The sequence below is a fragment of the Colwellia sp. Bg11-28 genome, from assembly GCF_002836245.1.
Classification (GTDB): domain Bacteria; phylum Pseudomonadota; class Gammaproteobacteria; order Enterobacterales; family Alteromonadaceae; genus Colwellia; species Colwellia psychrerythraea_A.
On the sequence record NZ_PJBA01000008.1, the window covers coordinates 16691 to 38122 of the forward strand.

Genomic DNA, 21432 nt, shown 5'->3' on the forward strand with positions numbered 1-21432 from the left:
TATTATAGCTAACCACTTTATCCTTTTTACATGCCAAACGCATGAGCTTGGCACAAAGCTAGCTTCCAAGGTATTGTTGGTTGCCAAACCTAGCTTTGTTAAAATTAACATTACTCTGCTTTATATAAACCTACTAAATTAAAGACCGACAACCCCTGTTTGCTCTATTTAATTTAACCCTCTAATCTTATTTTTCTCCCTCCATATATCACTGCACATGCCTATTATTGGCAAGTTTCTGCTAGTAAAAGTAGCAATTCTATAATCAGCTATAAATAACTTGCACACGACAAAATTCCTTGTATAATACGCGCTCGCATTCAGCCAAATTGAGTGTGTTATGCTAAAGATTATTACTAAAACCTTTATGGTTAAGTAACGCTTATAGCACTAAATGAATAAGAATTAAGTTTCTATTCGTTTCACAGCAGCTCTAATTTTGAGTTGAATGTTTATTAGTTAATACACCCCCTTCCGGCACACAAGGAAGCAGAGGGATGTATTTTTTTGTTCTTTAAAAAAGGGGATTTGTCTTCATGTCAAATCAAAGAATTCGCATTCGTTTGAAAGCGTTCGATCATCGTTTGATTGATCAATCTACAGCAGAAATCGTTGATACTGCAAAACGTACTGGCGCACAGGTTCGTGGTCCAATTCCACTTCCTACTCGCAAAGAACGTTACACTATCTTGACTTCTCCACACGTTAACAAAGATGCGCGAGATCAGTACGAAATTCGTACTCATAAACGCATGATTGATATCGTTGAGCCAACTGAAAAGACTGTAGACGCATTAATGCGTTTAGATCTTGCAGCTGGTGTTGATGTTCAAATCAGCTTGGGCTAAGGGGAGTTTTAACAATGACTATAGGTCTAGTTGGACGTAAAGTGGGTATGACTCGTGTCTTCACAGAAGATGGTGTTTCTACCCCTGTTACTGTTATCGAAGTTGAAGCAAACCGTGTTGCTCAGGTTAAAACTGTAGACAACGATGGTTATTCAGCACTACAAGTTACTACGGGCAAGCGTAAAGCAAGCCGTGTAACTAAACCTGCTGCTGGACATTTCGCTAAAGCAGGAATAGAAGCAGGCCGCGGCTTGTGGGAATTCCGTTTAAACGAAAATGAAGGTAGTGACATCGAAGCTGGCAGTGAAATCACTGTTGAAGTATTCAATGACACTAAATTAGTAGACGTTACTGGTACATCGAAAGGTAAAGGTTTCCAAGGCGGTATTAAACGCTGGAACTTTACTATGCAACATGCAACGCATGGTGTTTCGTTATCACATAGATCTAACGGTTCGTTAGGTCAATGTCAAACACCAGGTCGTGTATTTAAAGGCAAAAAAATGTCTGGTCATATGGGTGCTGTGCGTTGTACTACACAAAACCTTGAATTGGTTCGCGTTGATGCTGAACGTAACTTGTTGCTTATTAAAGGCGCAGTTCCGGGTGCTATCAATGGCAATGTAATCATCAAACCAGCTGTTAAAGCTTAGTCCAGGAGATTTTATGATGGAATTATCATTAAAAGACGCATCTGGTGCTCTTGAAGTATCTGAAGCAACTTTTGGACGTGAGTTTAATGAAGCGTTAGTACACCAAGTAGTAGTTGCATATGCAGCTGGTGCTCGTCAAGGTACTCGTGCTCAGAAAACTCGTTCAGAAGTTAGCGGCGGTGGTGCAAAACCATGGCGTCAAAAAGGTACTGGCCGTGCACGTGCTGGTACTACCCGTGGTCCAATCTGGCGTACAGGTGGCGTAACATTCGCTGCTAAACCTCAGGATCACAGCCAAAAAGTTAACCGTAAAATGTATCGTGGTGCTATTGCTAGCATCCTATCTGAACTAGTTCGTCAAGAACGTCTAGTTGTGGTAGAGAACTTTTCGGTAGAAACACCTAAAACTAAAGAATTAGTTGCTAAGCTTAAAGGCTTAGAGCTTAAAGACGTATTGATTGTAACGAAAGAAGTTGACGAGAACTTGTTCTTATCAGCACGCAACTTATATAAAGTTGACGTTCGTGATGTTGCAGCAATTGACCCTGTAAGCTTAGTTGGTTTCGAAAAAGTTTTAATCACTGCTGATGCAGTTAAAGAAATTGAGGGGATTTTAGCATGATAAACGAAGAACGTTTGTTGAAAGTGCTTTTAGCACCGAATATCTCTGAAAAAGCAACTACAGCTGCTGAAGCAAACAACACTGTTGTTTTCAAAGTAGCTACAGATGCAACTAAAGCTGAAATTAAAGCGGCAGTTGAGAAACTTTTTGAAGTTACAGTTGAAGGTGTTAATACACTTAATGTTAAGGGTAAAGTAAAACGTACCGGTGCTCGTTTTGGTCGTCGTAACGACTGGAAAAAAGCCTACGTTACTCTTGCAGAAGGTAGTGACATCGACTTCGTTGGCGCGGAATCATAAGGAGCAGTTAAAATGGCTATAGTAAAATGTAAACCTACTTCTCCGGGTCGTCGTCACCTAGTTAAAGTGGTAAACAAAGAGCTTCATACAGGTAAGCCTTATGCACCATTATTAGACACTAAGTCTAAGTCTGGTGGTCGTAACAATAATGGTCGCATTACGGTTCGTCACATTGGTGGTGGTCATAAGCAACATTATCGTATAGTTGATTTTAAACGTCTTAAAGATGGCATTCCAGCCAAAGTTGAACGTTTAGAATACGATCCAAACCGAAGCGCTAACATCGCATTAGTATTGTATGCCGATGGTGAACGTCGTTACATCTTAGCCCCTAAAGGCTTATCAGCTGGTGATAGTATCCTGTCTGGTGTTGGTGCTCCGATCAAACCTGGTAATACAATGCCACTACGTAACATACCGTTAGGTAGTGTTATTCACGCAATCGAACTTAAGCCAGGCAAAGGTGCTCAAATCGCACGTGCAGCCGGAACTTACGCACAATTAGTTGCGAAAGATGGTGCTTACGTTACTTTACGTCTTCGCTCTGGCGAAATGCGTAAAATAGAGTCTGATTGTCGTGCTACTTTAGGTGAAATCGGCAATTCTGAACACATGCTTCGCTCTTTGGGTAAAGCTGGTGCTTCAAGATGGCGCGGTGTTCGCCCAACTGTTCGTGGTGTTGCTATGAACCCAGTTGATCACCCACATGGTGGTGGTGAAGGTAAAACATCTGGCGGTCGTCACCCGGTATCCCCTTGGGGCGTACCAACTAAGGGTTACAAGACTCGTTCGAACAAGCGTACTGATAAATTTATCGTACGTCGTCGTGCTAAGTAATTAGTACATTTAATTAATATTCTGATTGCTGAACTTAGCTTGCTAAGTTCACATGAAGAATTGAATATATAAGGATTCACCATGCCACGTTCCCTCAAGAAAGGTCCATTTATTGACCTACACTTGTTGACGAAGGTAGAGAAAGCGGTGGAAAGCGGGAATAAAAAGCCAATTAAAACTTGGTCCCGTCGTTCAATGATCATTCCTACAATGATCGGATTGACCATCGCTGTCCATAATGGCCGTCAACACGTCCCTGTATTTGTAACCGAAGAAATGATCGGTCACAAATTAGGAGAATTTGCACCAACTCGTACTTATCGCGGTCATGTCGCTGATAAGAAAGCGAAGAAATAAGGGGAAGTTACATGCAAGCTATTGCTATACATAAATTTGCCCGCGGTTCTGCTCAGAAAGCGCGTTTAGTTGCGGATCAAATCCGTGGCGTTAATGTAGAGAAAGCACTTGAAATTTTAACTTTCAGCAACAAAAAAGCTGCTGAATTAGTTAAAAAAGTACTTAACTCTGCTATCGCGAATGCCGAGCATAACGAAGGTGCAGACATTGATGAATTATTCGTTAAAACAATTTTGATTGACGATGGTCCAACAATGAAACGTATTATGCCACGTGCGAAAGGCCGAGCCGATCGCATCATCAAGCGCACTAGTCACATCACTGTGATTGTGTCTGATTCTTAGGAGTATATTAGTATGGGTCAAAAAGTTAATCCTACCGGTATTCGCTTAGGTATCACGAAACCTTTCGCGTCTACTTGGTTTGCAAGCAACAAAGATTTTGCTAGCAACTTAGACGGCGATCATAAGGTTCGCGAATTTTTAAAAGAAAAGCTTAAGCGTGCATCACTTTCTAAAGTGGTAATCGAACGTCCAGCTAAATCTATCCGCGTAACAATTCACACGGCTCGTCCAGGTGTTGTTATCGGTAAGAAAGGCGAAGATGTTGAGAAACTACGTTTAGCCGTTTCTAAAATTGCTGGTGTTCCTGCTCAAATCAACATCGCTGAAGTACGTAAGCCAGAAATGGATGCGCAGCTTGTTGCAGACAGCATTGCTAGTCAATTAGAACGTCGTGTTATGTTCCGTCGCGCTATGAAGCGTGCAGTTCAAAACGCAATGCGTTTAGGCGCTAAAGGCATCAAAGTACAAGTTAGTGGTCGTTTAGGCGGCGCTGATATCGCACGTGCAGAATGGTATCGTGAGGGTCGTGTACCTTTACATACTTTACGTGCTGATATTGACTACGCAATTGCGCGTGGTAACACTACTTACGGTGTTATTGGTATCAAAGTTTGGATTTTCAAAGGTGAAATCATTGGTAACATGCCTCTACAGGCAGAAGTACCAGCGGCTAAACCTAAAAGAAAAACCAACCGCAAGCCTAAGTAGAGGAATAAGTTATGTTACAACCAAAACGTACTAAATTCCGCAAGCAATTTAAACTGCGCAACCGTGGTCTTGCTCACGTAGGTAGTTCAGTTAGCTTCGGTACTTTCGGTTTGAAATCAATGGAACGTGGTCGTATGACTGCACGCCAAATTGAAGCCGCTCGTCGTGCCATGACTCGTCATGTGAAACGTCAAGGTAAAATCTGGATACGCGTATTCCCTGATAAGCCAATTACTAAAAAACCTCTTGAGGTTCGTATGGGTAAAGGTAAGGGTTCAGTTGAGTATTGGGTTTGCCAAATTCTTCCAGGTCGTGTTCTTTATGAAATGGAAGGTGTTTCTGAAGAAATCGCGCGTGAAGCTTTTGCTTTAGCCGCTTCTAAACTACCATTCAAAACCACCTTCGTAACTAGGACGGCATTGTAATGAAAGTTAGTGAACTTAAAGCAAAAAGCATTGAAGAGCTAAATGCTGAATTACTAGAACTTCTTCGCGAGCAGTTTAACTACCGCATGCAAGCAAGTACTGGTCAATTAGCACAAACTCATTTGCTAAGAATCGTACGTCGCAATATCGCACGTGTTAAGACTATCATCACTGAAAAGGCAGGTAAGTAATGAGCGAAACTAAAATCCGCACACTACAAGGCGTTGTTGTCAGTAACAAAATGGATAAGTCTATCGTTGTTTTGATTGAGCGCCGTGTTAAGCACCCTATGTACGGTAAATACATGACGCGTTCAACTAAGTTGAAAGCACATGATGAAACTAACGTATGTAACGAAGGTGACTTAGTAACTATTACTGAAGTTGCGCCAATTTCTAAGTCTAAAAACTGGAAATTAGTTGACGTAATTACTAAAGCTTAATTCTTTATAAATTAATATTTATACTTAATTAACTTTATTATAGTTAGCAAAAAGACCTTAACATTTATTTGTTAAGGTCTTTTTTTATGCGCTAAATATATCAGCATAATTTCTAAGTCTGCTGTTCCTAGTTTAAAGGAAAGACACGTGGAAATTAGTTTACGTAATTACTAAAGCTTAATTCTTTATAAATTCATATTTATACTTAATTAAACTTTAAATAGTTAGCAAAAAGACCTTAACATTTATTTGTTAAGGTCTTTTTTTATGTGGTCTATTAGTCAATAGAGTACATATCTAGGTATAGATATTTAGTCTACGAAAAAGAGAAGTGTTATGAACATTAATGGTATTATTCAACGTAAAGTCATTGTGTTGCGCTTTCATTCGCCTAGTGTAAACTTATTGAATTGTTATTATTTTTAGCATTTATATATTTTCCCTAAACTTGTTAAGAGGCCTACTTTGTTACATTCACTTTATCCAGAAATTGAACCATTTTCTCAACAGTATCTTAAAGTTAGTCCTCTTCACCAACTCTATATTGAACAGTGCGGTAATGAACAAGGAATACCCGTTGTTTTTTTACATGGTGGACCCGGCTCTGGTTGTCGTGAACAACATCGCTGTTATTTTGACCCCGCTGTTTATCATATTATTTTATTTGATCAACGAGGCTGCGGTCGCTCAAAACCACAAGGTGAGCTAAAGGAAAACAACACCCTAGCATTAGTGGAAGATATCAATACTATTCGTAAACATCTTGGCATTAGCCAATGGCTAGTCTTTGGTGGTTCTTGGGGGGCTACTTTAGGTTTGGTTTATGCAAAGCAGTATCCTAAACAAGTATTAGGCATAATTTTACGAGGCGTTTTTCTAGGTCGTGCACAAGATATTAACTGGGTATACACTAATAAAGGCGCTGCTCAAATATATCCTGAAGCATGGCAAGCTTTCGTTGATGAACTTCCTCTTAATCAGCAACAAAACCCGCTCAAAGCTATTTACCAACAGTTAATTGATAGCGATGAGCAAACAAGTCGAAATGCTTATAATCGCTTAAAGCAATGGGAATCATCAATACTAAATATACAACCAAGTATCCCTGCTAGTAAAGGCGATACAATCAATAAAAACCCCTCAATAATTCAGCTTCATTACTCAATAAACCGTTGCTTCATTGAACAAAGCCCTATTCTTGAGCAAATCAATCGAGTCGATGAAATTCCAATAAACATAATACAAGGCCGTTTTGATTTCGTTTGCCCTGTTGAGCAAGCCTGGCAACTGGCATATCACTGTCCACAGGCGACATTAACAGTAATTGATCAAGCAGGCCATCTTGCTAATGAGCCTTTAATAATTGACGCCTTAGTTGAGGCTACACGCAGTTTCTCTAAACTCTTATCCCCTCACCTCTAGCAAAAACCCTCCTATATATTAAGAATGTTCGTTCTAAAGTATGATTTCTTTCAAATGGCTGCCGATCTATATTGATCTAGCAACTAACTTACAATAATGAGGATTGACTATGTGGACTAAACCAAAGTTTGAAGAAATGCGTTTAGGTTTTGAAGTAACACTTTATATCAGCAACAGATAATGCCTTTTGAGGAATGATACCAGTTTCATTGACTAGTTTATCTACTTTATACGCAGTAAAAATAGCTAAATACAAGGCATTTATTTTAATAACTAGTTCTTCTAATTATTAAATAAATAATGAAGTAGTTGGTTATTTTAACCAGTAGAAATGATCAAATAGTTAGTGAGATTGGTATACGATTACCCTCGGTAACTTCTCCCTCTGAGGGTATTTCTCATAGTTTTTTAAGGAATTTATGCAAATTTTAATTCTTGGTTCGGCTGCTGGTGGTGGTTTTCCACAGTGGAACTGTCATTGTGCTAATTGTAAAGGATTACGAGCCGGAACCATAAAAGCTACACCGCGTACACAGTCTTCTATCGCTGTCAGTCCTGACGGTAAAAATTGGGCACTCATTAATGCTTCACCCGATATTCGTCAGCAAATAAATCAATCCCCACAATTATGGCCTGAGCAAGGTGCACGGGGTACTAATATTCGTGGCGCCATTCTAACCGATAGCCAAATTGATCACACCACAGGCTTAATTACCTTACGTGAAGGCTTACCCCTTGATGTTTATTGTTCTCATGTTGTTTATGAAGATTTAACTTCTGCATATCCGTTATTTAACATGCTTGAACACTGGCACGGCGGTCTATCATTTAAACCTATTGGTTATCAGCAGAGTGATGCTTTTAGTGTTGAAGGTGTTGCAGATATCGAGTTCGTTCCCGTGACTATAGAGTCGAATGCTCCTCCTTATTCTAAATACCGTGACAAAGTCGTTGCTGGTAACAATATCGGCCTCAAAATTGTTGATAAAACGAGTGGGAAATACCTTTTTTATTTACCGGGCATCGTAGAAAGCACACCTGAAGTTGAAGAGATATTGGCAGATGCTAGCTGCGTATTAATCGATGGCACACTCTGGCTTGACGATGAAATGATCGCACAAGGCGTTGGTACTAAACTTGGATCCCAAATGGGCCATATGCCAGTAAATGGTGATTTTGGCACTGTCGCATTACTCAATAAATTTGATATCGATCGAAAGATTTTAATCCATATTAATAACACCAACCCAATTCTCAATGAAGAATCAGCACAACATCAATTTGTGTTGGACAACGGTGTTGAAATAGCCGTAGATGGCATGGAAATAACAATATAATTGCTTTAATGATCTGATAATGAATGCAATTGATATATACCCGTTCCACTTGAAGATGCAGGATTCAGCTGGAATTAGAAACGCCTTTAGGCAAGGCATTGATTGAAGAGAATGGTTGTTCCCTTCTCAAAATCAATAACGTAGCATAAAGCGTTTCTAAAACAGCCCTTTGGGGATGTCTGAGCAAATCATGCGCTTCGTTGCATCTATTTTTAAGGGAACAACCCTTAATAAAAAGAGGCGCCTTGATCATGAATCGCTCAGGCACCCTGAAACTCGCATCTTCAAGTGGAGCGGGTATAACACTTAATACTAAGAGGCGCTTTATTTATGCAACAACCATGGACAAGAGAGCAATTTGAAGAAATGCTCCGCGCTAAAGGGCAGCTTTACCATATTCATCACCCATTTCATATTGCCATGCACCAAGGTGAATGTAGTGTTGAGCAAATTCAGGGTTGGGTGGCAAACCGTTTTTATTACCAAGTAAATATTCCTATTAAAGATGCCGCCATATTAGCTAATTGCCATGATATAGAAACTCGTCGTTTATGGATCCAACGCATATTAGATCACGATGGCAGTGTAGAAGACAAAACCTTAGGTGGTATTGAAGCCTGGTTACAATTGGGCCAAGCGGTAGGATTAGATAGACAAGACTTACTGGATGAGAAATTTGTTTTACCTGGGGTGCGATTCGCCGTAGATGCCTATGTAAACTTTGCTCGCCGTGCTAACTGGCAGCAAGCTGCATGTTCATCACTGACGGAAATGTTTGCCCCTCAAATCCATCAAAGTAGACTAGACAGTTGGCCTATAAATTATCCTTGGATTGAAACACAAGGCTTACAGTATTTTCAAATGCGCTTATCTCAAGCAAGACGCGATGTTAATCATGGCCTGCAAATCACCTTAGATCACTTTACTACTCGTCAAGCACAAGACGAGGCATTAAATATTCTCCAATTTAAATTAGATATTTTGTGGAGTATGCTTGATGCTATGACCTTAGCATATCAACAGGACCGAGCGCCTTACCAAAGTTTAATAGCTGAGCCAAATTACCATAAGAGAATTTTTAAATGATAAATCAGTCCGTGCCGCCAAGTTTAAACGCTATGTTCCGACTGCAATGGGAACAAGCGCAAGATTGTTATGTACTATTATTTCCTGAAGGTATGGTTAAACTTAATGGTAGTGCTGGAGAAATCATGCAACTGGTTGATGGCACAAACAAAGTTTCTGACATAATCAACATGTTAAATAAAAAATTTCCTGATGCTGGTGATTTAACTGACGATGTGCATGAGTTTTTAATTGCTGCCTATGATAAAAAATGGCTTTATTATGAATAATGAATCCCAAGTAAAAGTTGGTCCTCCATTATGGTTGTTGGCTGAGCTCACTTACGATTGTCCTTTGCATTGTCCTTATTGCTCTAATCCAACAGAGCTTGGTGATACAAAAGATGAGCTCAATACTGAGCAATGGCTTGATGTATTTACACAAGCACGTGCTATGGGCGCAGTACAACTAGGTTTTTCAGGTGGAGAACCTTTATTGCGCAAAGACTTAGAAGTGATGGTTAAGCACTCAAGAGAATTGGGCTTTTATACTAACTTGATTACCTCGGGCATTGGTTTAACCGAAAAACGTATTGCCAAGTTAAAAGTAGCGGGCTTAGATCATATCCAAATTAGTTTTCAAGGCGCAGATCCTGAAATGAACGATATTATCGCAGGACGCGGTAACGCCTTTGAGCAAAAATTTAAAATGGCGCAGTCGGTTAAAGCACAGGGTTATCCTATGGTATTAAATTTTGTTATTTCAAAACAAAATATTAGCCAAGTTGAAGATATCATGCGCTTAAGCTGCCAATTAAATGCCGACTATGTTGAGCTTGCTACGGCGCAATATTATGGCTGGGCGTATGATAATCGAGATCATTTATTACCTTCACAACAACAACTGATAGACGCAGAGAAAATCGTCAATGAGTTCCGTGATAAGCAACAAGGTAAAGGGCCACAATTTATTTTTGTGACACCTGATTATTTTGAAGATCGTCCTAAGGCGTGTATGAATGGATGGGGCAGTACCTTCTTAACCATAGCGCCAGATGGTAGTGCGCTGCCATGTCATAGCGCAAAAATGTTGCCACTAAAGTTTCCTAATGTAAAAGATAAATCTATCAGCGATATTTGGCAGCAAGACTTCTCTTTTAATCGTTTTCGTGGTGATAGCTGGATGCCTCAACCTTGTCAAAGTTGTGATGAAAAAGAGAAAGATTTTGGCGGTTGTCGATGCCAAGCCTTTATGATGACAGGCGATATGGATAAAACAGATCCTGTGTGCAGTAAATCGCCCGATCATCATTTAATTCAAGAAGCTATTGAACGAGCAAAACACCCAAAAAATCCGCTATTAGAAAGGGTAAATAAGCGCAGCATTAAAGATGCTGATATTGTTCAAATAAAACTATGACACCTTCCAGTCAAATTAAGCGTCACCCTAACGGGTTACAACATCATAATATTAATGACGAGCAAGGTTTTAGTGCATTAATTGTGGTTAACACACCTGCGCTAGACGACAGTGGTGTTAGCCACGCCGTTGAACATTTGATCTTTCGTCGAAGTGCGGCATTTAATCATCCTGAATCTTTATTTCAGCTTACGGCACTGTCCGACTTAGCCATTAACGCCTCCACCCACTATAATGTCACCTACTATCATTGTCACAGTCAGTGCCAGAAAACCTGTTTATTGGGCTTAAATTATTTACTAAATGGTCTATTAGCACCTATATTCGAAGCACAAGATTTAGCACAGGAAATTTACCACGACGATTGTTACGGTGTGATTAACCGTGAATTAACTCCTCAACAAGATGACCAACAAGGTGTCATTGCGCGTAGTGATACTTCGGCTCAACGATGCTATCAATACGGTGGTGATATTGAACTGCTCTCGCAGTTAACCTTTACCGATATCACACGGTATCATGCTCAATATTACCAAGCAAAAAAGATGCACTTGGTTACTGGAAATATTGAACCAACGTTAGTCGCTTCTCTACTTGAATCCATTGATGATACAACCCAGAACAGGACACCGTATTGCCCTAAAGTCCTACCTAAAGCTGATTTTTGTAACAATAGGCAGTTAGTTCGGTGGTATATTCATTCTGAGTTTTATGCCTATTTCTCAACAAATCATAAAAACTTAAATCACTTAATTAAAAGCTTTGACGCCCAGCTAATTTCACCACAATACAACCTAAACAATAACCAACAGTTTGCACTCGATATTATTGCGCCTATAAATGTCTCAGAAACAGTTTTATCTAAAGTATTGATAAGCTTTATTTTAAAACATCCTGAAGGTAAGAGCGTTGAAGAGGATAAACAACTTCATAAGTTTTCACCTGAGATTATTCGCTTATTTAATTACTATCAAACTCTCGTGCGAGACTTAGAGACTAACTTAACTAAAAGCATAGCTAAAAACTTAACTAAAAAACCGCCACAGAGCTTAACAGAACATGCAACATTCATTGTAGGCAGAGGCACGGCTTATCCGCTGCAAAAACAGCTACAGCAAAAACAAGCACAGATAAAGCAGCAGCAAACAAAAACACCCACAGCGTTATTGCCTGTTGCAAACCTGTTATTAAGACCGTTGTCAGAACATTTAAGTGAGAATGAATATCCGCAAAGTGAATATAAACACCGTGCTTTACCAACACTTTTTTCATCTTTATTATTGCGAGCTCAACAGCTATTAATACAGCAGCAAGACCAAGGCCAACACCCAGAACTGCATCAAAATAGAATAGCTGAGGTGTTTGATACAGACCACAGCCTCATAGTCATTAACATTAAAGAGAAAGAACAAGGTTTAGCGTTATTAACTAGTTTTATTATCAACGCATACCCGACCTTTCTTGCTTCACGTACTCAAGGTCATTGTTATGCTATAGCCAGTCAATATGTCATGGAAAGTCATCATCTCGTCTTTTATAGCGCCTTTGATGTAGCGCCCTACTTTAGATTAACAGTCATAATAGAGTCCCTTAAGATCTTGTGTAAAGATCTACCATTTATTGCCGCAGCTTTACCCTTAGCAAAATCTAAACTTAACAATATTGAGCTTAAAAATGTTACCGCTGACTCAGTTGCTGAGTTTATTTCACATAATCTACTCACTAGCAATACTTAGTTCACAGTTTAGGTTTACTTACAGATAGAGCCAGAAATTTCGTAATAATCCTATTTGAACCCCTTAGCCCATTAAGCTAAAATGGTTTTTCAATTGTCAATCGAGTAATACAATGAAAACTATAGTATTTATAACCTCTATTTTATGCCTCGCTAGCAGCACATTAACCTATGCTGCACAGGATAATACAAAATTAGTTAAAGCGGCTATGCCTGAGTTGATGGCGATATATAAAGATTTGCACCAAACACCTGAACTCTCTAGCGTAGAATTTAACACCGCTAAAAAGTTAGCTAAAACAGCCCGAGAATTAGGTTTTGAAGTCACTGAAAAAGTAGGTGGCACAGGTGTTGTTGCGGTATTAAAAAACGGTAAAGGCCCAACAGTATTGATTCGTGCTGATATGGATGCCTTGCCCGTAAAAGAGCAAACCGGATTAGCATTTGCTTCCAAGGTCACCACCACGACTGAAGAAGGCCAACAAGCCCATGTAATGCATGCTTGCGCACATGATACCCATATGAGTAGCTGGGTTGGTGCCGCAAAGTTACTCAGTGAAAATAAAGCAAATTGGTCAGGTACTTTAGTGATGATATTACAACCTGCTGAAGAACGTGGTCGTGGTGCAAAAGACATGATAGCGGACGGCTTATATAAACGTTTCCCAAAACCTGATTATGCCTTAGCTTTTCATAATTCTGCCAGCTTAAAGGCGGGCGTAATTGGTTATACTCCTGGTTATACTTTTGCTAATGTTGATAGCGTAAATATCCTTGTTAAAGGCGTTGGTGGTCATGGTGCCTACCCACACGCAACTAAAGATCCTATTGTATTGGGCGCACGCATTGTTGGTGCCTTGCAAACATTAGTTAGTCGAGAATTAGATCCTCAAGACCCTGCTGTTGTCACTGTCGGCAGTTTTCAATCAGGTACGAAACACAATATCATTTCTGATCAGGCGTTATTGTTATTAACCGTGCGCAGTTACTCAGATGAAACGCGTCAAACCTTACTCGATGGTATTGCTAGAATAGCCAAAGGTGAAGGTATCGCTATGGGTTTACCTGAAAAATTACTACCGGTAGTTACCGTCAAAGATGAATTTACCCCAGCCACTTATAACGAACCTGAATTTACCAAAAAAATGGCTAGCTTATTTGTCACTGAACTTGGTAAAGATCGCGTGATTGAAGTGCCTGCGGTAATGGCAGGTGAAGATTTTGGCCGTTACTATCGTGCAGATACTAGCATTAAAAGTATGATATTTTGGGTTGGTGGTGTGCCACATGATAAATGGCAATCAGCCCAAGAAACAGGTGAAGGCTTACCTTCATTGCATAGCCCATTTTGGGCGCCTGATGCTGAAAAAGTCATTGCTACCGCAACACAAGCGATGAACAGCGCCGTGTTAACCATATTGGCAAAGTAAATTCACAACCTAAATTGAACTAATTCTATCATCCCGTCATAAAAATCGAGTATTTGAGGTCAGTAGCAAAACAATTTTCTACTGACCGGAAAAGTGATAAAAATCAAGGGTGTTCTTCAAAATAAAAAGTAATACCCTAAACTATCCCTACTTAACCCCTGTAAAATAATAGTTTTGATTACAGTAAAGTACAAAGGTAATGATTAATTTTATTCACCTATTAATTATACAAATGATCACTTATCATTGTTGTTATCGTTACCTCACTGCAAGTTAATACAATCATGTCAAACAAGTTGCCTGCTTTACACCTTTTTGGAATTTTCGAAGCTGCTGCGCGCCATGAAAATTTCAAGCAGGCTGCGGCTGAATTATTTATAACACCCTCAGCGGTAAGTCATCAAATTAAAGCGTTAGAAGCTTTTTTAGGTTTTGAGTTATTTCAGAGAAAAAGTCGTGGTGTCGCATTAAATGCTGCAGGTAAAGTATATTTACACTATGTACAGCAGGGTATAAATAAGCTTGAACAAGGCACAAAAATTGTTAGTAATAAGTTCTCTTCACCATCACTTAAAATATCTACTTTTACGACGATGGCAAGTAATGTCATTATCCCTACATTAAGTGATTTTCAGCAACAGCATCCTACTATCGACATTCGTATTGAAACAGGGATGAATTTAACTGACTTACGTTATGATGACTGTGATCTAGCTATACGTATGGGAAAGGGTGATTGGCCGGGTGTTGTGGTTAAAAAATTACTTAACCTTACAGCCCATGCTGTATGCTCTGCAGAGTTCGCCAAAAAACATAAACTCACTTCACCTGAACAAATTAGCCAAGTTCCCCTTATCGACCTTGCTAATATGAATAATATTTGGCGTACTTGGGCGGGAGCGATGCAGCTGCCTGAAATGCAATATCAGCATAAATTAACCTTTGGTAATTATGATGCTTCTCTACAAGCCGCAGAGCAGGGACTGGGGTTGGCACTGGCAATAATGCCAATTGAACATGCGTTAATAGAACGCAATTTATTGGTGTTACCGTTCGAAAAATCAACGAATTTTGACCAGTCACTCTATGCGGTATATCGTGAAGAAGATCAAAATCGAAATGATATTCACTGCTTTCTTGACTGGTTAACGAAGTCACCTAATCTTAAGCCCATTTAATCTTATACCCGTTACCATTCAAGATGCATGTTTCAGAGTGCTTGAGCAATTTCAATTCAAGGCGCTGTGATGAAATAATGGTTATTCAGGAGAATTGCTCCTGCATTCTCGAATAAGCTACATCCATGTAGCGTCATTATAATTAACAGCAACGACGAAGTGATGTTGCTCAAACGCTTCTTCGATGGGTTTCAAATGACTTTATACCGCGTTAAATAATCAAACCATAGAATAACTATGCTTAAATTATCTACCTTGCCTAAAGCCATTTTAATTCCCACTGAAATCCTGCACTTTGATTGGTAACGGGTATATACCTTATGGGTTACTTTAATTCATCTATACAGTGAATATTATCCTTTTGTAACCATTGCGCTATACCACTAACATTATCCAAACGGTCAAACCAAGGATAAAATAATGTTTAGTTCAAAAATCATGGTGATTTATCGAATAATTACCCTACTAATGCTGAGTATACCTACGGTAATAAATATTTATAGTAACGGAGATATTGTCAGCTCGATTATTTATGTGCCATTAATAACACTCGGATTATCAGCTATCGCTATCTTTCTCGACGGCAAATTAGAAGCTGTATTAAATCGAGGTATGATCTTAACGAAGTTTAGAGTACCTACTGCCAATAGTTACCTAAAAACGACAAGTGATATCAAAGTCAGTCATCCAGACTTCAGGTTACTAAAAGAAGTGACTTAAATAATGGACTTCACCACTTTAATATTCAAACGTTTGGCAATACGGTTTAAATTAGCACGGTCGGTAGATAGCCGCCTTGCAGCAGCGGCCCAATTACCCTCTTCTTCTTTAAGTATTCGGCTAATTAATTGTTTTTGAAAACTCTCTGTTTCTACTTTTAAATTCAAGTTAACCTGCTGTTCAGCAATTGATGAGAGTCCACTTTCACCAATAAGCTCTATCGGCAACTCTACGCCAACCGCATTAAGTGTTCCGCAATCGATTTTATCAATTGAGATTATCGCTTTATCACGCTGTCGTGCTCGCGCTTTTAGGGTTGCCCTGCTGACTACATGCTCTAGTTCGCGCACATTACCAGGCCAGTTATATTGTGTTAAATGAGCAACCGCCTGCTCAGTAATTTTTAACTGAGCAATACCTAGCTTTCGCCGAGTTTGTTCAACAAAGTAACCAGCTAATAACTGTACATCGCCAACTCTCTCATAAAGCCTAGGCACTCTAATCGGGTATACACTTAATCTGTGATACAAATCGGCACGAAAGCGGCCTTCTCCCACTTCTTCTTTGAGATCTCGATTGGTCGCAGCGACAATACGAACATCCACTTCTTCAACATTATCTTGGCCAACCGGCTGAATCTCATTGCTTTGTATTGCCCTTAATATTTTACTTTGCGCACCAAAGGGCAACTCCCCTATTTCATCTAAAAATAATGTACCGCCATCAGCCAAGGAAAATTTACCAGCACGATTTCTATCTGCGCCAGTAAAAGCCCCTTTAACATGTCCAAACAGCTCACTTTCAATCAAGTTTTCAGGTAGCGCGGCACAATTGACATAAACCATAGGGCCATGTTGACGAAGTGATTTTTGATGAAGAGTACGGGCAACTAGTTCTTTGCCCACCCCGGTTTCACCATAGATTAAAATGTTAAAATCGGAAGAAGCGACAATATCTAACTCTTGCTTGAGTTGCGACATAATAGGGCTTTCGCCAATAAGCTCACCACCATCGCGTTTCCATGCTTCTTCTGTTAACTCTGCCACTACGCGCTGTGAATGATCCGCTCTACTTTCAAGTTGATCTAGCAGAAAAGCGGTATTGAGTGTTGCAGCAGCAATCGCTGAAATAACCTCTAACATACGCACATCAATGTCTTCAAAATCATGCGGTGTAAGGCTATCAATCGTTAATAAACCCAATAGCTTATCATCATAATATAGTGGCAAGCCCATACATGAATGCACAGGTAAATCCCCCTCACGGTCAATCAATAGCCCGTCATAAGGGTCAGGTAACGGTGAGTCAGCCGCAAAACGAATAGGTGATTTTGATTGGCAAAGTGCTAGAAATCGAGGATGTTCTTCGACATAAAAACGGCGACCTAAGGTATCTCTACTTAGCCCTTGTAAAGCAATAGGTTTGAGCACGTCACCATGATAAGAAAGTAACGCTACCGCATCACAGGTGATCGTTTTCCTAACAGTATCTAATAACCGATCAAATCTATCTTTGGTGTTTAAACTCGTCGCAAGGTCGAGGGCTAGCTCAATAACTGCCGTTGATGATATTTTTTTCATAACTTTTCCTGATGAAATAATTGTCCTGATGAAAGCCCATGTAGAGTTAAAACATTTTTACACTGGTCATGAAGAGATAAAATAACACAATAGAGTCATTATGACCACCAAATAACAAGGTCATAATGACTACGTAAACATCCACCAACAACTTAACATCATGTATTTAAAGAATAAATAAACTTGGCACTTGCTTTGCAATTACTAAATAAATAATCAAAGTAAATAAACAACAATCGATAAGAGGTCACCATGTATTCGCAATTTTTCATCGCTCCTCAACTGCCTAAGATAGAGAATGCGCTAGCTTTTCAAAAATGCTTAGTCATAGGTAACTATTTAATGTTGTTGTCTTTTTTTGTTGTGGTTACTTCTGTTTTTATTACTTTCGCTATTGATGACCATTTCACCATCTCTGCGCAAGTCTCTGCACATATTGCCACAATTGTTTTCGCGGGTTTACTCAAAATTGGCTATGTATTGCGCTGTATTGCTTTACATGGTTTTGGTCAAAGGAACTTTTAATATGTTACAAATTCAAGACTCTGAAAGCGCTCAATTAAACTTTGATCAACCTAGTTCTGATCATCAAGATACCAATGCACTTAATTATTTAGCACAACACCCGATATTAGATTTGCCCTTTAGAAGCTATTTTTTACTGGCCGTTGCTTGCTCTATGGTCGCATTAGGAATATGGGCTGCTTATTTTAATGGCTACTTTACCTTTGCTGAAAATGGCATTAGCCCATTGGCTTGGCATATTCATGAAATGATTTTTGGTTTTGGTGCCACTGTTGCCGTCGGTTTTATTCTTACCGCCGCGCAGACATGGACAGGCCAACCAAGCATTAAAGGTTTACAGGTACTTGCTTTCGTAGGATTGTGGTTACTTGTTAGAGCCGCATTATTGGTTAACTCACCTAGTACTATTATTGTGGCTATTGTCTTACAAAGTTTTTGGTGGTTGGGCTCAATTATTGTCTTTACTCGTTTGGTGCTAAAAGGTAACAACCGACGAAATTACTTATTTATTCCATTGTTATCAGCGTTAATGTTACTCAATATCGCTTTACTGTTACTTGATTTTAATGGCTATCATGAATTAACCCGACACATTGCTAGAACCAGTGTATTAATGTTTTGCCTACTGATGGGTATTTTAGGTGGCCGCGTAATCCCCTTTTTTACCGTTTCAGGCGCTAAGCTTGAACCTATCAAAACGCCTAACTGGCTGACGCCCTTATTAACAATCACGTCAATTTTGGGCGTATTAGCCTTTTTTAGTTCTGCTTTTATTGAATTACCCTTTAGTCCGGCAATATTAATGATAGCGTCCGGTCTACTTCACCTTATCAGGCAATGTTATTGGCGCAGCTTTGCAACCCGAAAAATCGCTTTATTATGGTCATTGCATATCGCCAACTTTTCCTTAGCTTTAGGGCTTATTTTACTTGGTGTGAGTTATTTTCAGACGCAAAGCATAGAGTATTTCAGCGTATCAATATCCTTTGGTGATGCCTTACATTTAATCACTATCGCTGCAATGGGTTTGATGATCTTTGCCATGATGAGCCGAGTATCTTTAGGCCATACAGGGCGAGCATTAATACCCAGTAAATTGGTTTCATGGGTGTTCTTCCTGATTATGTTTTCAGCATTTACCCGAGCAATACTGCCAACGATAACGTCACAATCATTACTTGCTTGGAATATTAGCGCGCTAGCTTGGTTCATCGCTGGATTGTTCTTCTTAAAGGTTTACTTGCCTATTTTAATGGCTAAAAAGGTTGAGAAATCATTTAGTCGTTAAAACAAAAGTAGAAAATATTAATCAAAGAACAATTTTAAAGAACTTTTTTTTAACTTCAGTTTACCCTAGGAGTAATCATGTTAACTGATAAACATATCGACATTATTAAGAGTACTATTCCCCTGTTAGAAAACGCAGGAGCAGCGTTAACGGGGCATTTCTATCAACGGATGTTTAGCCACACCCCTGAGCTTCAAGATATCTTCAATATGGCCAACCAACATTCAGGTAGACAACAAGTTGCGTTATTTGAAGCCATTGCTGCCTACGCTAAGAATATTGAAAACCTTGCAGCGTTAACCACTGCTGTGGAACGTATTGCGCAAAAACATACCAGTTTTAATATCAAAGCCGATCATTACGCTATTGTTGGTCATCATCTTATTGAAACACTGCGTGAATTAGCCAGCGATGTTTTTACTGCTGATGTTGAAGAAGCATGGACTGTTGCTTATCAATTTTTAGCACAAATATTTATTAACCGAGAAGCGGAGTTATACCAACAGCGCGCAGAAACCTTGGGCGGTTGGCGTGACGCTAGATCCTTTACTGTAGTAGATAAAGTGGTGGAATCAACACTCGTCACCAGCTTTGTATTTATGCCCGTTGATGATAAAGCCGTTATTGGTTTTCAGCCCGGTCAGTATCTAGGTATCGAAGTATCAGATCCAAGCAGAGAATTTAAAGAAATTCGTCAATATTCATTATCAACTAAAGCCAATGATCAAACATATCGAATTTCTGTCAAACGAGAAATAAATAATGTAGATGGCATCACGGCTAAAGGTATTGTCTCTAATTATTTGCATGATGAGGTAAATGTTGGTGATAGCATCAATTTATACGCGCCAGCTGGTGACTTTTTCTTTAATGATCGCCAAGCACCTGTAGTACTACTTTCTGCGGGTGTCGGTATAACACCGATGCAAGCCATCTTAGAAACACTAGCACAGCAAGGTTATAACCATCCTGTTCAGTATCTTCATGCTTGTGAAAATAGTGAGCAACATTCATTTGATCAACGTACTACAGAGCTTATTAACCAAAATAATTGGCAACAACATATTTGGTATCGAACGGGTGATGTATCACAGCAACATATACTACAAGGCATGATGGATTTTACTAAAATAGATTTACCTATTGAACAAGGTGATTTTTATCTTTGTGGCCCAATTCCATTTATGCAATTTGCCAAGCAGCAATTACTAACGTTAGGCGTAGCAGCAAGTAATATCCATTATGAAGTATTTGGCCCGCACGCTGATTTATAAATAATTTATACATTATTTTTCAATCGATAAACTAATAAACCAGTACTAATAACAAACCGATTAGTGCTGGTTATTCTGACTAGTCATTCCTGCTAATGCTTTAACTTAATCATTTTTGCTAACCATGTTTACTTAACAATAAAGCTAAATCGAAAAGCCGCTGATAATACCTAATTCAATATGTTTTTTGAGGCAATGGTCTATCGCAATGTCGGCATCTACAGCCTTAGCACTTTCAATTGCCGTTTCAAAATTAAGACCATTTTCAATTGATTGTAAAAATGTAAATTCACTTTCATCAATCGTCATCATTTCAGTTTTTAATCCCTGTCGAAAGAGCACGATATAAGTATCACTATCACCATCAAGGGATAACTCAATATTTTCAGGCGCATTCATTTGGTTCATCAACCAAACTTTATCAACTGGCATAGTCGAACACATTATTGATACTGAAGGGCTTAATAAAAAGGTTAATGTCTCTGATGAAGCAACTTTTGCCAATCGAGCCCAATCAAAATAACTATTGTCATTCGCTAATGAACTTTGATGAAAACGCCATTCCAGTTGAGCAACATCTTCAAGGTATGATAAATGCCTGACCTGCTCAAATTCAGCTAAGAATGATGAAAAATATTCGCCATAGTCATCCATATTCCCTGAAGTTGGCCAGTGCTTAACAATGTACGGTTTGCACATGACTTGAAAAAAATCCTTACCAACTAATTTTTCAATCACTGGGTAACTAAGGCTCAAAGAATTAGTGATATTGGCAATGGCACTACTTTGATAAATTCCCATAAGACCTTGGGCTGAAATTAATTGCGTATTAAGGTCATTAGCCATTAAAGTATTATCAGCCGTGAGCGAGCCCGATAAACAATCGTGGATAAAGTTAGTTTGCAGCTCCGCGAGTGTGGTCAT

General features: G+C 39.2%; 26 protein-coding genes. 24 read left to right on the plus strand and 2 right to left on the minus strand.

Annotated features, from left to right (window positions below; translation table 11 throughout):
- Positions 1-536 precede the first annotated feature (536 nt).
- The 21 genes from rpsJ (at position 537) to CXF79_RS16235 (ending at position 15841) form a co-directional block, all read left to right on the plus strand.
- The gene (gene rpsJ / locus CXF79_RS16130; protein WP_011041723.1) at positions 537-848 is read left to right on the plus strand and encodes a 30S ribosomal protein S10; all 312 of its coding nucleotides are present in this window, start codon (positions 537-539) and stop codon (positions 846-848) included.
- Positions 849-862: 14 nt separating this feature from the next.
- On the plus strand, positions 863-1501 hold the full coding sequence (gene rplC / locus CXF79_RS16135) for a 50S ribosomal protein L3 (protein WP_011041722.1): 639 nt from the start codon (positions 863-865) through the stop codon (positions 1499-1501).
- Between the two features lie 16 nt (positions 1502-1517).
- Positions 1518-2123: a 50S ribosomal protein L4 gene (gene rplD / locus CXF79_RS16140; RefSeq protein ID WP_011041721.1), complete on the plus strand. Its 606-nt coding sequence runs from the start codon at positions 1518-1520 to the stop codon at positions 2121-2123.
- Complete coding sequence (gene rplW, locus CXF79_RS16145; protein ID WP_011041720.1) at positions 2120-2422, plus strand: 50S ribosomal protein L23; 303 nt, start codon at positions 2120-2122, stop codon at positions 2420-2422. The genes rplD and rplW overlap by 4 nt, the downstream gene beginning before the upstream one ends.
- A 12-nt stretch (positions 2423-2434) precedes the next feature.
- Complete coding sequence (rplB, locus tag CXF79_RS16150; RefSeq protein WP_011041719.1) at positions 2435-3259, plus strand: 50S ribosomal protein L2; 825 nt, start codon at positions 2435-2437, stop codon at positions 3257-3259.
- Between the two features lie 81 nt (positions 3260-3340).
- Entirely contained in the window at positions 3341-3616 is a 276-nt protein-coding gene (gene rpsS / locus CXF79_RS16155; protein ID WP_011041718.1) for a 30S ribosomal protein S19, read from the plus strand.
- An 11-nt stretch (positions 3617-3627) separates the two neighbouring features.
- Positions 3628-3960 (plus strand): 50S ribosomal protein L22, encoded by a 333-nt coding sequence (gene rplV / locus CXF79_RS16160; RefSeq protein WP_011041717.1) that lies wholly within the window; start codon positions 3628-3630, stop codon positions 3958-3960.
- A gap of 12 nt (positions 3961-3972) precedes the next feature.
- Complete coding sequence (gene rpsC, locus CXF79_RS16165; protein WP_011041716.1) at positions 3973-4668, plus strand: 30S ribosomal protein S3; 696 nt, start codon at positions 3973-3975, stop codon at positions 4666-4668.
- 11 nt (positions 4669-4679) lie between these two features.
- Positions 4680-5093, plus strand: a complete 414-nt coding sequence (gene rplP, locus CXF79_RS16170; RefSeq protein WP_011041715.1) for a 50S ribosomal protein L16 — start codon at positions 4680-4682, stop codon at positions 5091-5093.
- On the plus strand, positions 5093-5284 hold the full coding sequence (rpmC, locus tag CXF79_RS16175; protein WP_011041714.1) for a 50S ribosomal protein L29: 192 nt from the start codon (positions 5093-5095) through the stop codon (positions 5282-5284). Before rplP ends, rpmC begins: the two co-directional genes overlap by 1 nt.
- Positions 5284-5535, plus strand: a complete 252-nt coding sequence (rpsQ, locus tag CXF79_RS16180; protein WP_011041713.1) for a 30S ribosomal protein S17 — start codon at positions 5284-5286, stop codon at positions 5533-5535. Before rpmC ends, rpsQ begins: the two co-directional genes overlap by 1 nt.
- A 465-nt stretch (positions 5536-6000) precedes the next feature.
- Positions 6001-6957, plus strand: coding sequence for a prolyl aminopeptidase (gene pip / locus CXF79_RS16185; protein WP_101156457.1), 957 nt, complete (start codon positions 6001-6003; stop codon positions 6955-6957).
- Between the two features lie 109 nt (positions 6958-7066).
- Positions 7067-7138: a pyrroloquinoline quinone precursor peptide PqqA gene (pqqA, locus tag CXF79_RS16190; protein ID WP_011041711.1), complete on the plus strand. Its 72-nt coding sequence runs from the start codon at positions 7067-7069 to the stop codon at positions 7136-7138.
- 238 nt (positions 7139-7376) lie between these two features.
- Positions 7377-8294 (plus strand): pyrroloquinoline quinone biosynthesis protein PqqB, encoded by a 918-nt coding sequence (gene pqqB / locus CXF79_RS16195; RefSeq protein ID WP_011041710.1) that lies wholly within the window; start codon positions 7377-7379, stop codon positions 8292-8294.
- A gap of 330 nt (positions 8295-8624) precedes the next feature.
- A complete protein-coding gene (gene pqqC / locus CXF79_RS16205) occupies positions 8625-9380 on the plus strand; it encodes a pyrroloquinoline-quinone synthase PqqC (RefSeq protein WP_101156460.1) in 756 nt (251 codons plus the stop codon).
- Entirely contained in the window at positions 9377-9649 is a 273-nt protein-coding gene (gene pqqD / locus CXF79_RS16210; RefSeq protein WP_101156463.1) for a pyrroloquinoline quinone biosynthesis peptide chaperone PqqD, read from the plus strand. Before pqqC ends, pqqD begins: the two co-directional genes overlap by 4 nt.
- On the plus strand, positions 9642-10778 hold the full coding sequence (gene pqqE, locus CXF79_RS16215; protein WP_101156466.1) for a pyrroloquinoline quinone biosynthesis protein PqqE: 1137 nt from the start codon (positions 9642-9644) through the stop codon (positions 10776-10778). Before pqqD ends, pqqE begins: the two co-directional genes overlap by 8 nt.
- Complete coding sequence (locus CXF79_RS16220) at positions 10775-12514, plus strand: insulinase family protein (RefSeq protein WP_101156469.1); 1740 nt, start codon at positions 10775-10777, stop codon at positions 12512-12514. Before pqqE ends, CXF79_RS16220 begins: the two co-directional genes overlap by 4 nt.
- A gap of 112 nt (positions 12515-12626) precedes the next feature.
- Positions 12627-13943, plus strand: coding sequence for an amidohydrolase (locus CXF79_RS16225; RefSeq protein ID WP_101156473.1), 1317 nt, complete (start codon positions 12627-12629; stop codon positions 13941-13943).
- 284 nt (positions 13944-14227) lie between these two features.
- Positions 14228-15121, plus strand: coding sequence for a LysR substrate-binding domain-containing protein (locus CXF79_RS16230; RefSeq protein ID WP_101156476.1), 894 nt, complete (start codon positions 14228-14230; stop codon positions 15119-15121).
- A 420-nt stretch (positions 15122-15541) separates the two neighbouring features.
- Positions 15542-15841, plus strand: coding sequence for a hypothetical protein (locus tag CXF79_RS16235; protein ID WP_101156479.1), 300 nt, complete (start codon positions 15542-15544; stop codon positions 15839-15841).
- Here the strand turns inward: CXF79_RS16235 and norR are convergent.
- Positions 15838-17421 (minus strand): nitric oxide reductase transcriptional regulator NorR, encoded by a 1584-nt coding sequence (gene norR / locus CXF79_RS16240; protein ID WP_101156482.1) that lies wholly within the window; start codon positions 17419-17421, stop codon positions 15838-15840. The two genes, CXF79_RS16235 and norR, sit on opposite strands and share 4 nt — an antisense overlap.
- A 252-nt stretch (positions 17422-17673) precedes the next feature.
- Between norR and CXF79_RS16245 the strand changes: the two genes are divergently transcribed.
- From CXF79_RS16245 to hmpA, 3 genes are all read left to right on the plus strand, one after another.
- Positions 17674-17946 carry a hypothetical protein gene (locus CXF79_RS16245; RefSeq protein WP_011041699.1) on the plus strand — a complete coding sequence of 91 codons (273 nt, stop codon included), beginning with the start codon at positions 17674-17676 and terminating at the stop codon, positions 17944-17946.
- Position 17947: 1 nt separating this feature from the next.
- A complete protein-coding gene (locus CXF79_RS16250; protein ID WP_101156485.1) occupies positions 17948-19234 on the plus strand; it encodes an NnrS family protein in 1287 nt (428 codons plus the stop codon).
- A gap of 77 nt (positions 19235-19311) precedes the next feature.
- Positions 19312-20508, plus strand: a complete 1197-nt coding sequence (gene hmpA, locus CXF79_RS16255; protein ID WP_101156488.1) for an NO-inducible flavohemoprotein — start codon at positions 19312-19314, stop codon at positions 20506-20508.
- Between the two features lie 144 nt (positions 20509-20652).
- Here hmpA and CXF79_RS16260 read toward each other — a convergent pair whose 3' ends face one another.
- The gene (locus CXF79_RS16260) at positions 20653-21432 is read right to left on the minus strand and encodes an HvfC/BufC N-terminal domain-containing protein (RefSeq protein ID WP_101156491.1); all 780 of its coding nucleotides are present in this window, start codon (positions 21430-21432) and stop codon (positions 20653-20655) included.

Excerpts from the sequence above, each read along its gene's own strand:
- rpsJ (WP_011041723.1), top strand. The coding sequence starts at position 537 with ATGTCAAATCAAAGAATTCGCATTCGTTTGAAAGCGTTCGATCATCGT.
- rplC (WP_011041722.1), top strand. The coding sequence starts at position 863 with ATGACTATAGGTCTAGTTGGACGTAAAGTGGGTATGACTCGTGTCTTC.
- rplD (WP_011041721.1), top strand. The coding sequence starts at position 1,518 with ATGGAATTATCATTAAAAGACGCATCTGGTGCTCTTGAAGTATCTGAA.
- rplW (WP_011041720.1), top strand. The coding sequence starts at position 2,120 with ATGATAAACGAAGAACGTTTGTTGAAAGTGCTTTTAGCACCGAATATC.
- rplB (WP_011041719.1), top strand. The coding sequence starts at position 2,435 with ATGGCTATAGTAAAATGTAAACCTACTTCTCCGGGTCGTCGTCACCTA.
- rpsS (WP_011041718.1), top strand. The coding sequence starts at position 3,341 with ATGCCACGTTCCCTCAAGAAAGGTCCATTTATTGACCTACACTTGTTG.
- rplV (WP_011041717.1), top strand. The coding sequence starts at position 3,628 with ATGCAAGCTATTGCTATACATAAATTTGCCCGCGGTTCTGCTCAGAAA.
- rpsC (WP_011041716.1), top strand. The coding sequence starts at position 3,973 with ATGGGTCAAAAAGTTAATCCTACCGGTATTCGCTTAGGTATCACGAAA.
- rplP (WP_011041715.1), top strand. The coding sequence starts at position 4,680 with ATGTTACAACCAAAACGTACTAAATTCCGCAAGCAATTTAAACTGCGC.
- rpmC (WP_011041714.1), top strand. The coding sequence starts at position 5,093 with ATGAAAGTTAGTGAACTTAAAGCAAAAAGCATTGAAGAGCTAAATGCT.
- rpsQ (WP_011041713.1), top strand. The coding sequence starts at position 5,284 with ATGAGCGAAACTAAAATCCGCACACTACAAGGCGTTGTTGTCAGTAAC.
- pqqB (WP_011041710.1), top strand. The coding sequence starts at position 7,377 with ATGCAAATTTTAATTCTTGGTTCGGCTGCTGGTGGTGGTTTTCCACAG.
- pqqC (WP_101156460.1), top strand. The coding sequence starts at position 8,625 with ATGCAACAACCATGGACAAGAGAGCAATTTGAAGAAATGCTCCGCGCT.
- pqqD (WP_101156463.1), top strand. The coding sequence starts at position 9,377 with ATGATAAATCAGTCCGTGCCGCCAAGTTTAAACGCTATGTTCCGACTG.
- pqqE (WP_101156466.1), top strand. The coding sequence starts at position 9,642 with ATGAATAATGAATCCCAAGTAAAAGTTGGTCCTCCATTATGGTTGTTG.
- CXF79_RS16220 (WP_101156469.1), top strand. The coding sequence starts at position 10,775 with ATGACACCTTCCAGTCAAATTAAGCGTCACCCTAACGGGTTACAACAT.
- CXF79_RS16225 (WP_101156473.1), top strand. The coding sequence starts at position 12,627 with ATGAAAACTATAGTATTTATAACCTCTATTTTATGCCTCGCTAGCAGC.
- CXF79_RS16230 (WP_101156476.1), top strand. The coding sequence starts at position 14,228 with ATGTCAAACAAGTTGCCTGCTTTACACCTTTTTGGAATTTTCGAAGCT.
- CXF79_RS16235 (WP_101156479.1), top strand. The coding sequence starts at position 15,542 with ATGTTTAGTTCAAAAATCATGGTGATTTATCGAATAATTACCCTACTA.
- norR (WP_101156482.1), bottom strand. The coding sequence starts at position 17,421 with ATGAAAAAAATATCATCAACGGCAGTTATTGAGCTAGCCCTCGACCTT.
- CXF79_RS16245 (WP_011041699.1), top strand. The coding sequence starts at position 17,674 with ATGTATTCGCAATTTTTCATCGCTCCTCAACTGCCTAAGATAGAGAAT.
- CXF79_RS16250 (WP_101156485.1), top strand. The coding sequence starts at position 17,948 with ATGTTACAAATTCAAGACTCTGAAAGCGCTCAATTAAACTTTGATCAA.
- hmpA (WP_101156488.1), top strand. The coding sequence starts at position 19,312 with ATGTTAACTGATAAACATATCGACATTATTAAGAGTACTATTCCCCTG.
- CXF79_RS16260 (WP_101156491.1), bottom strand. The coding sequence starts at position 21,432 with ATGACCACACTCGCGGAGCTGCAAACTAACTTTATCCACGATTGTTTA.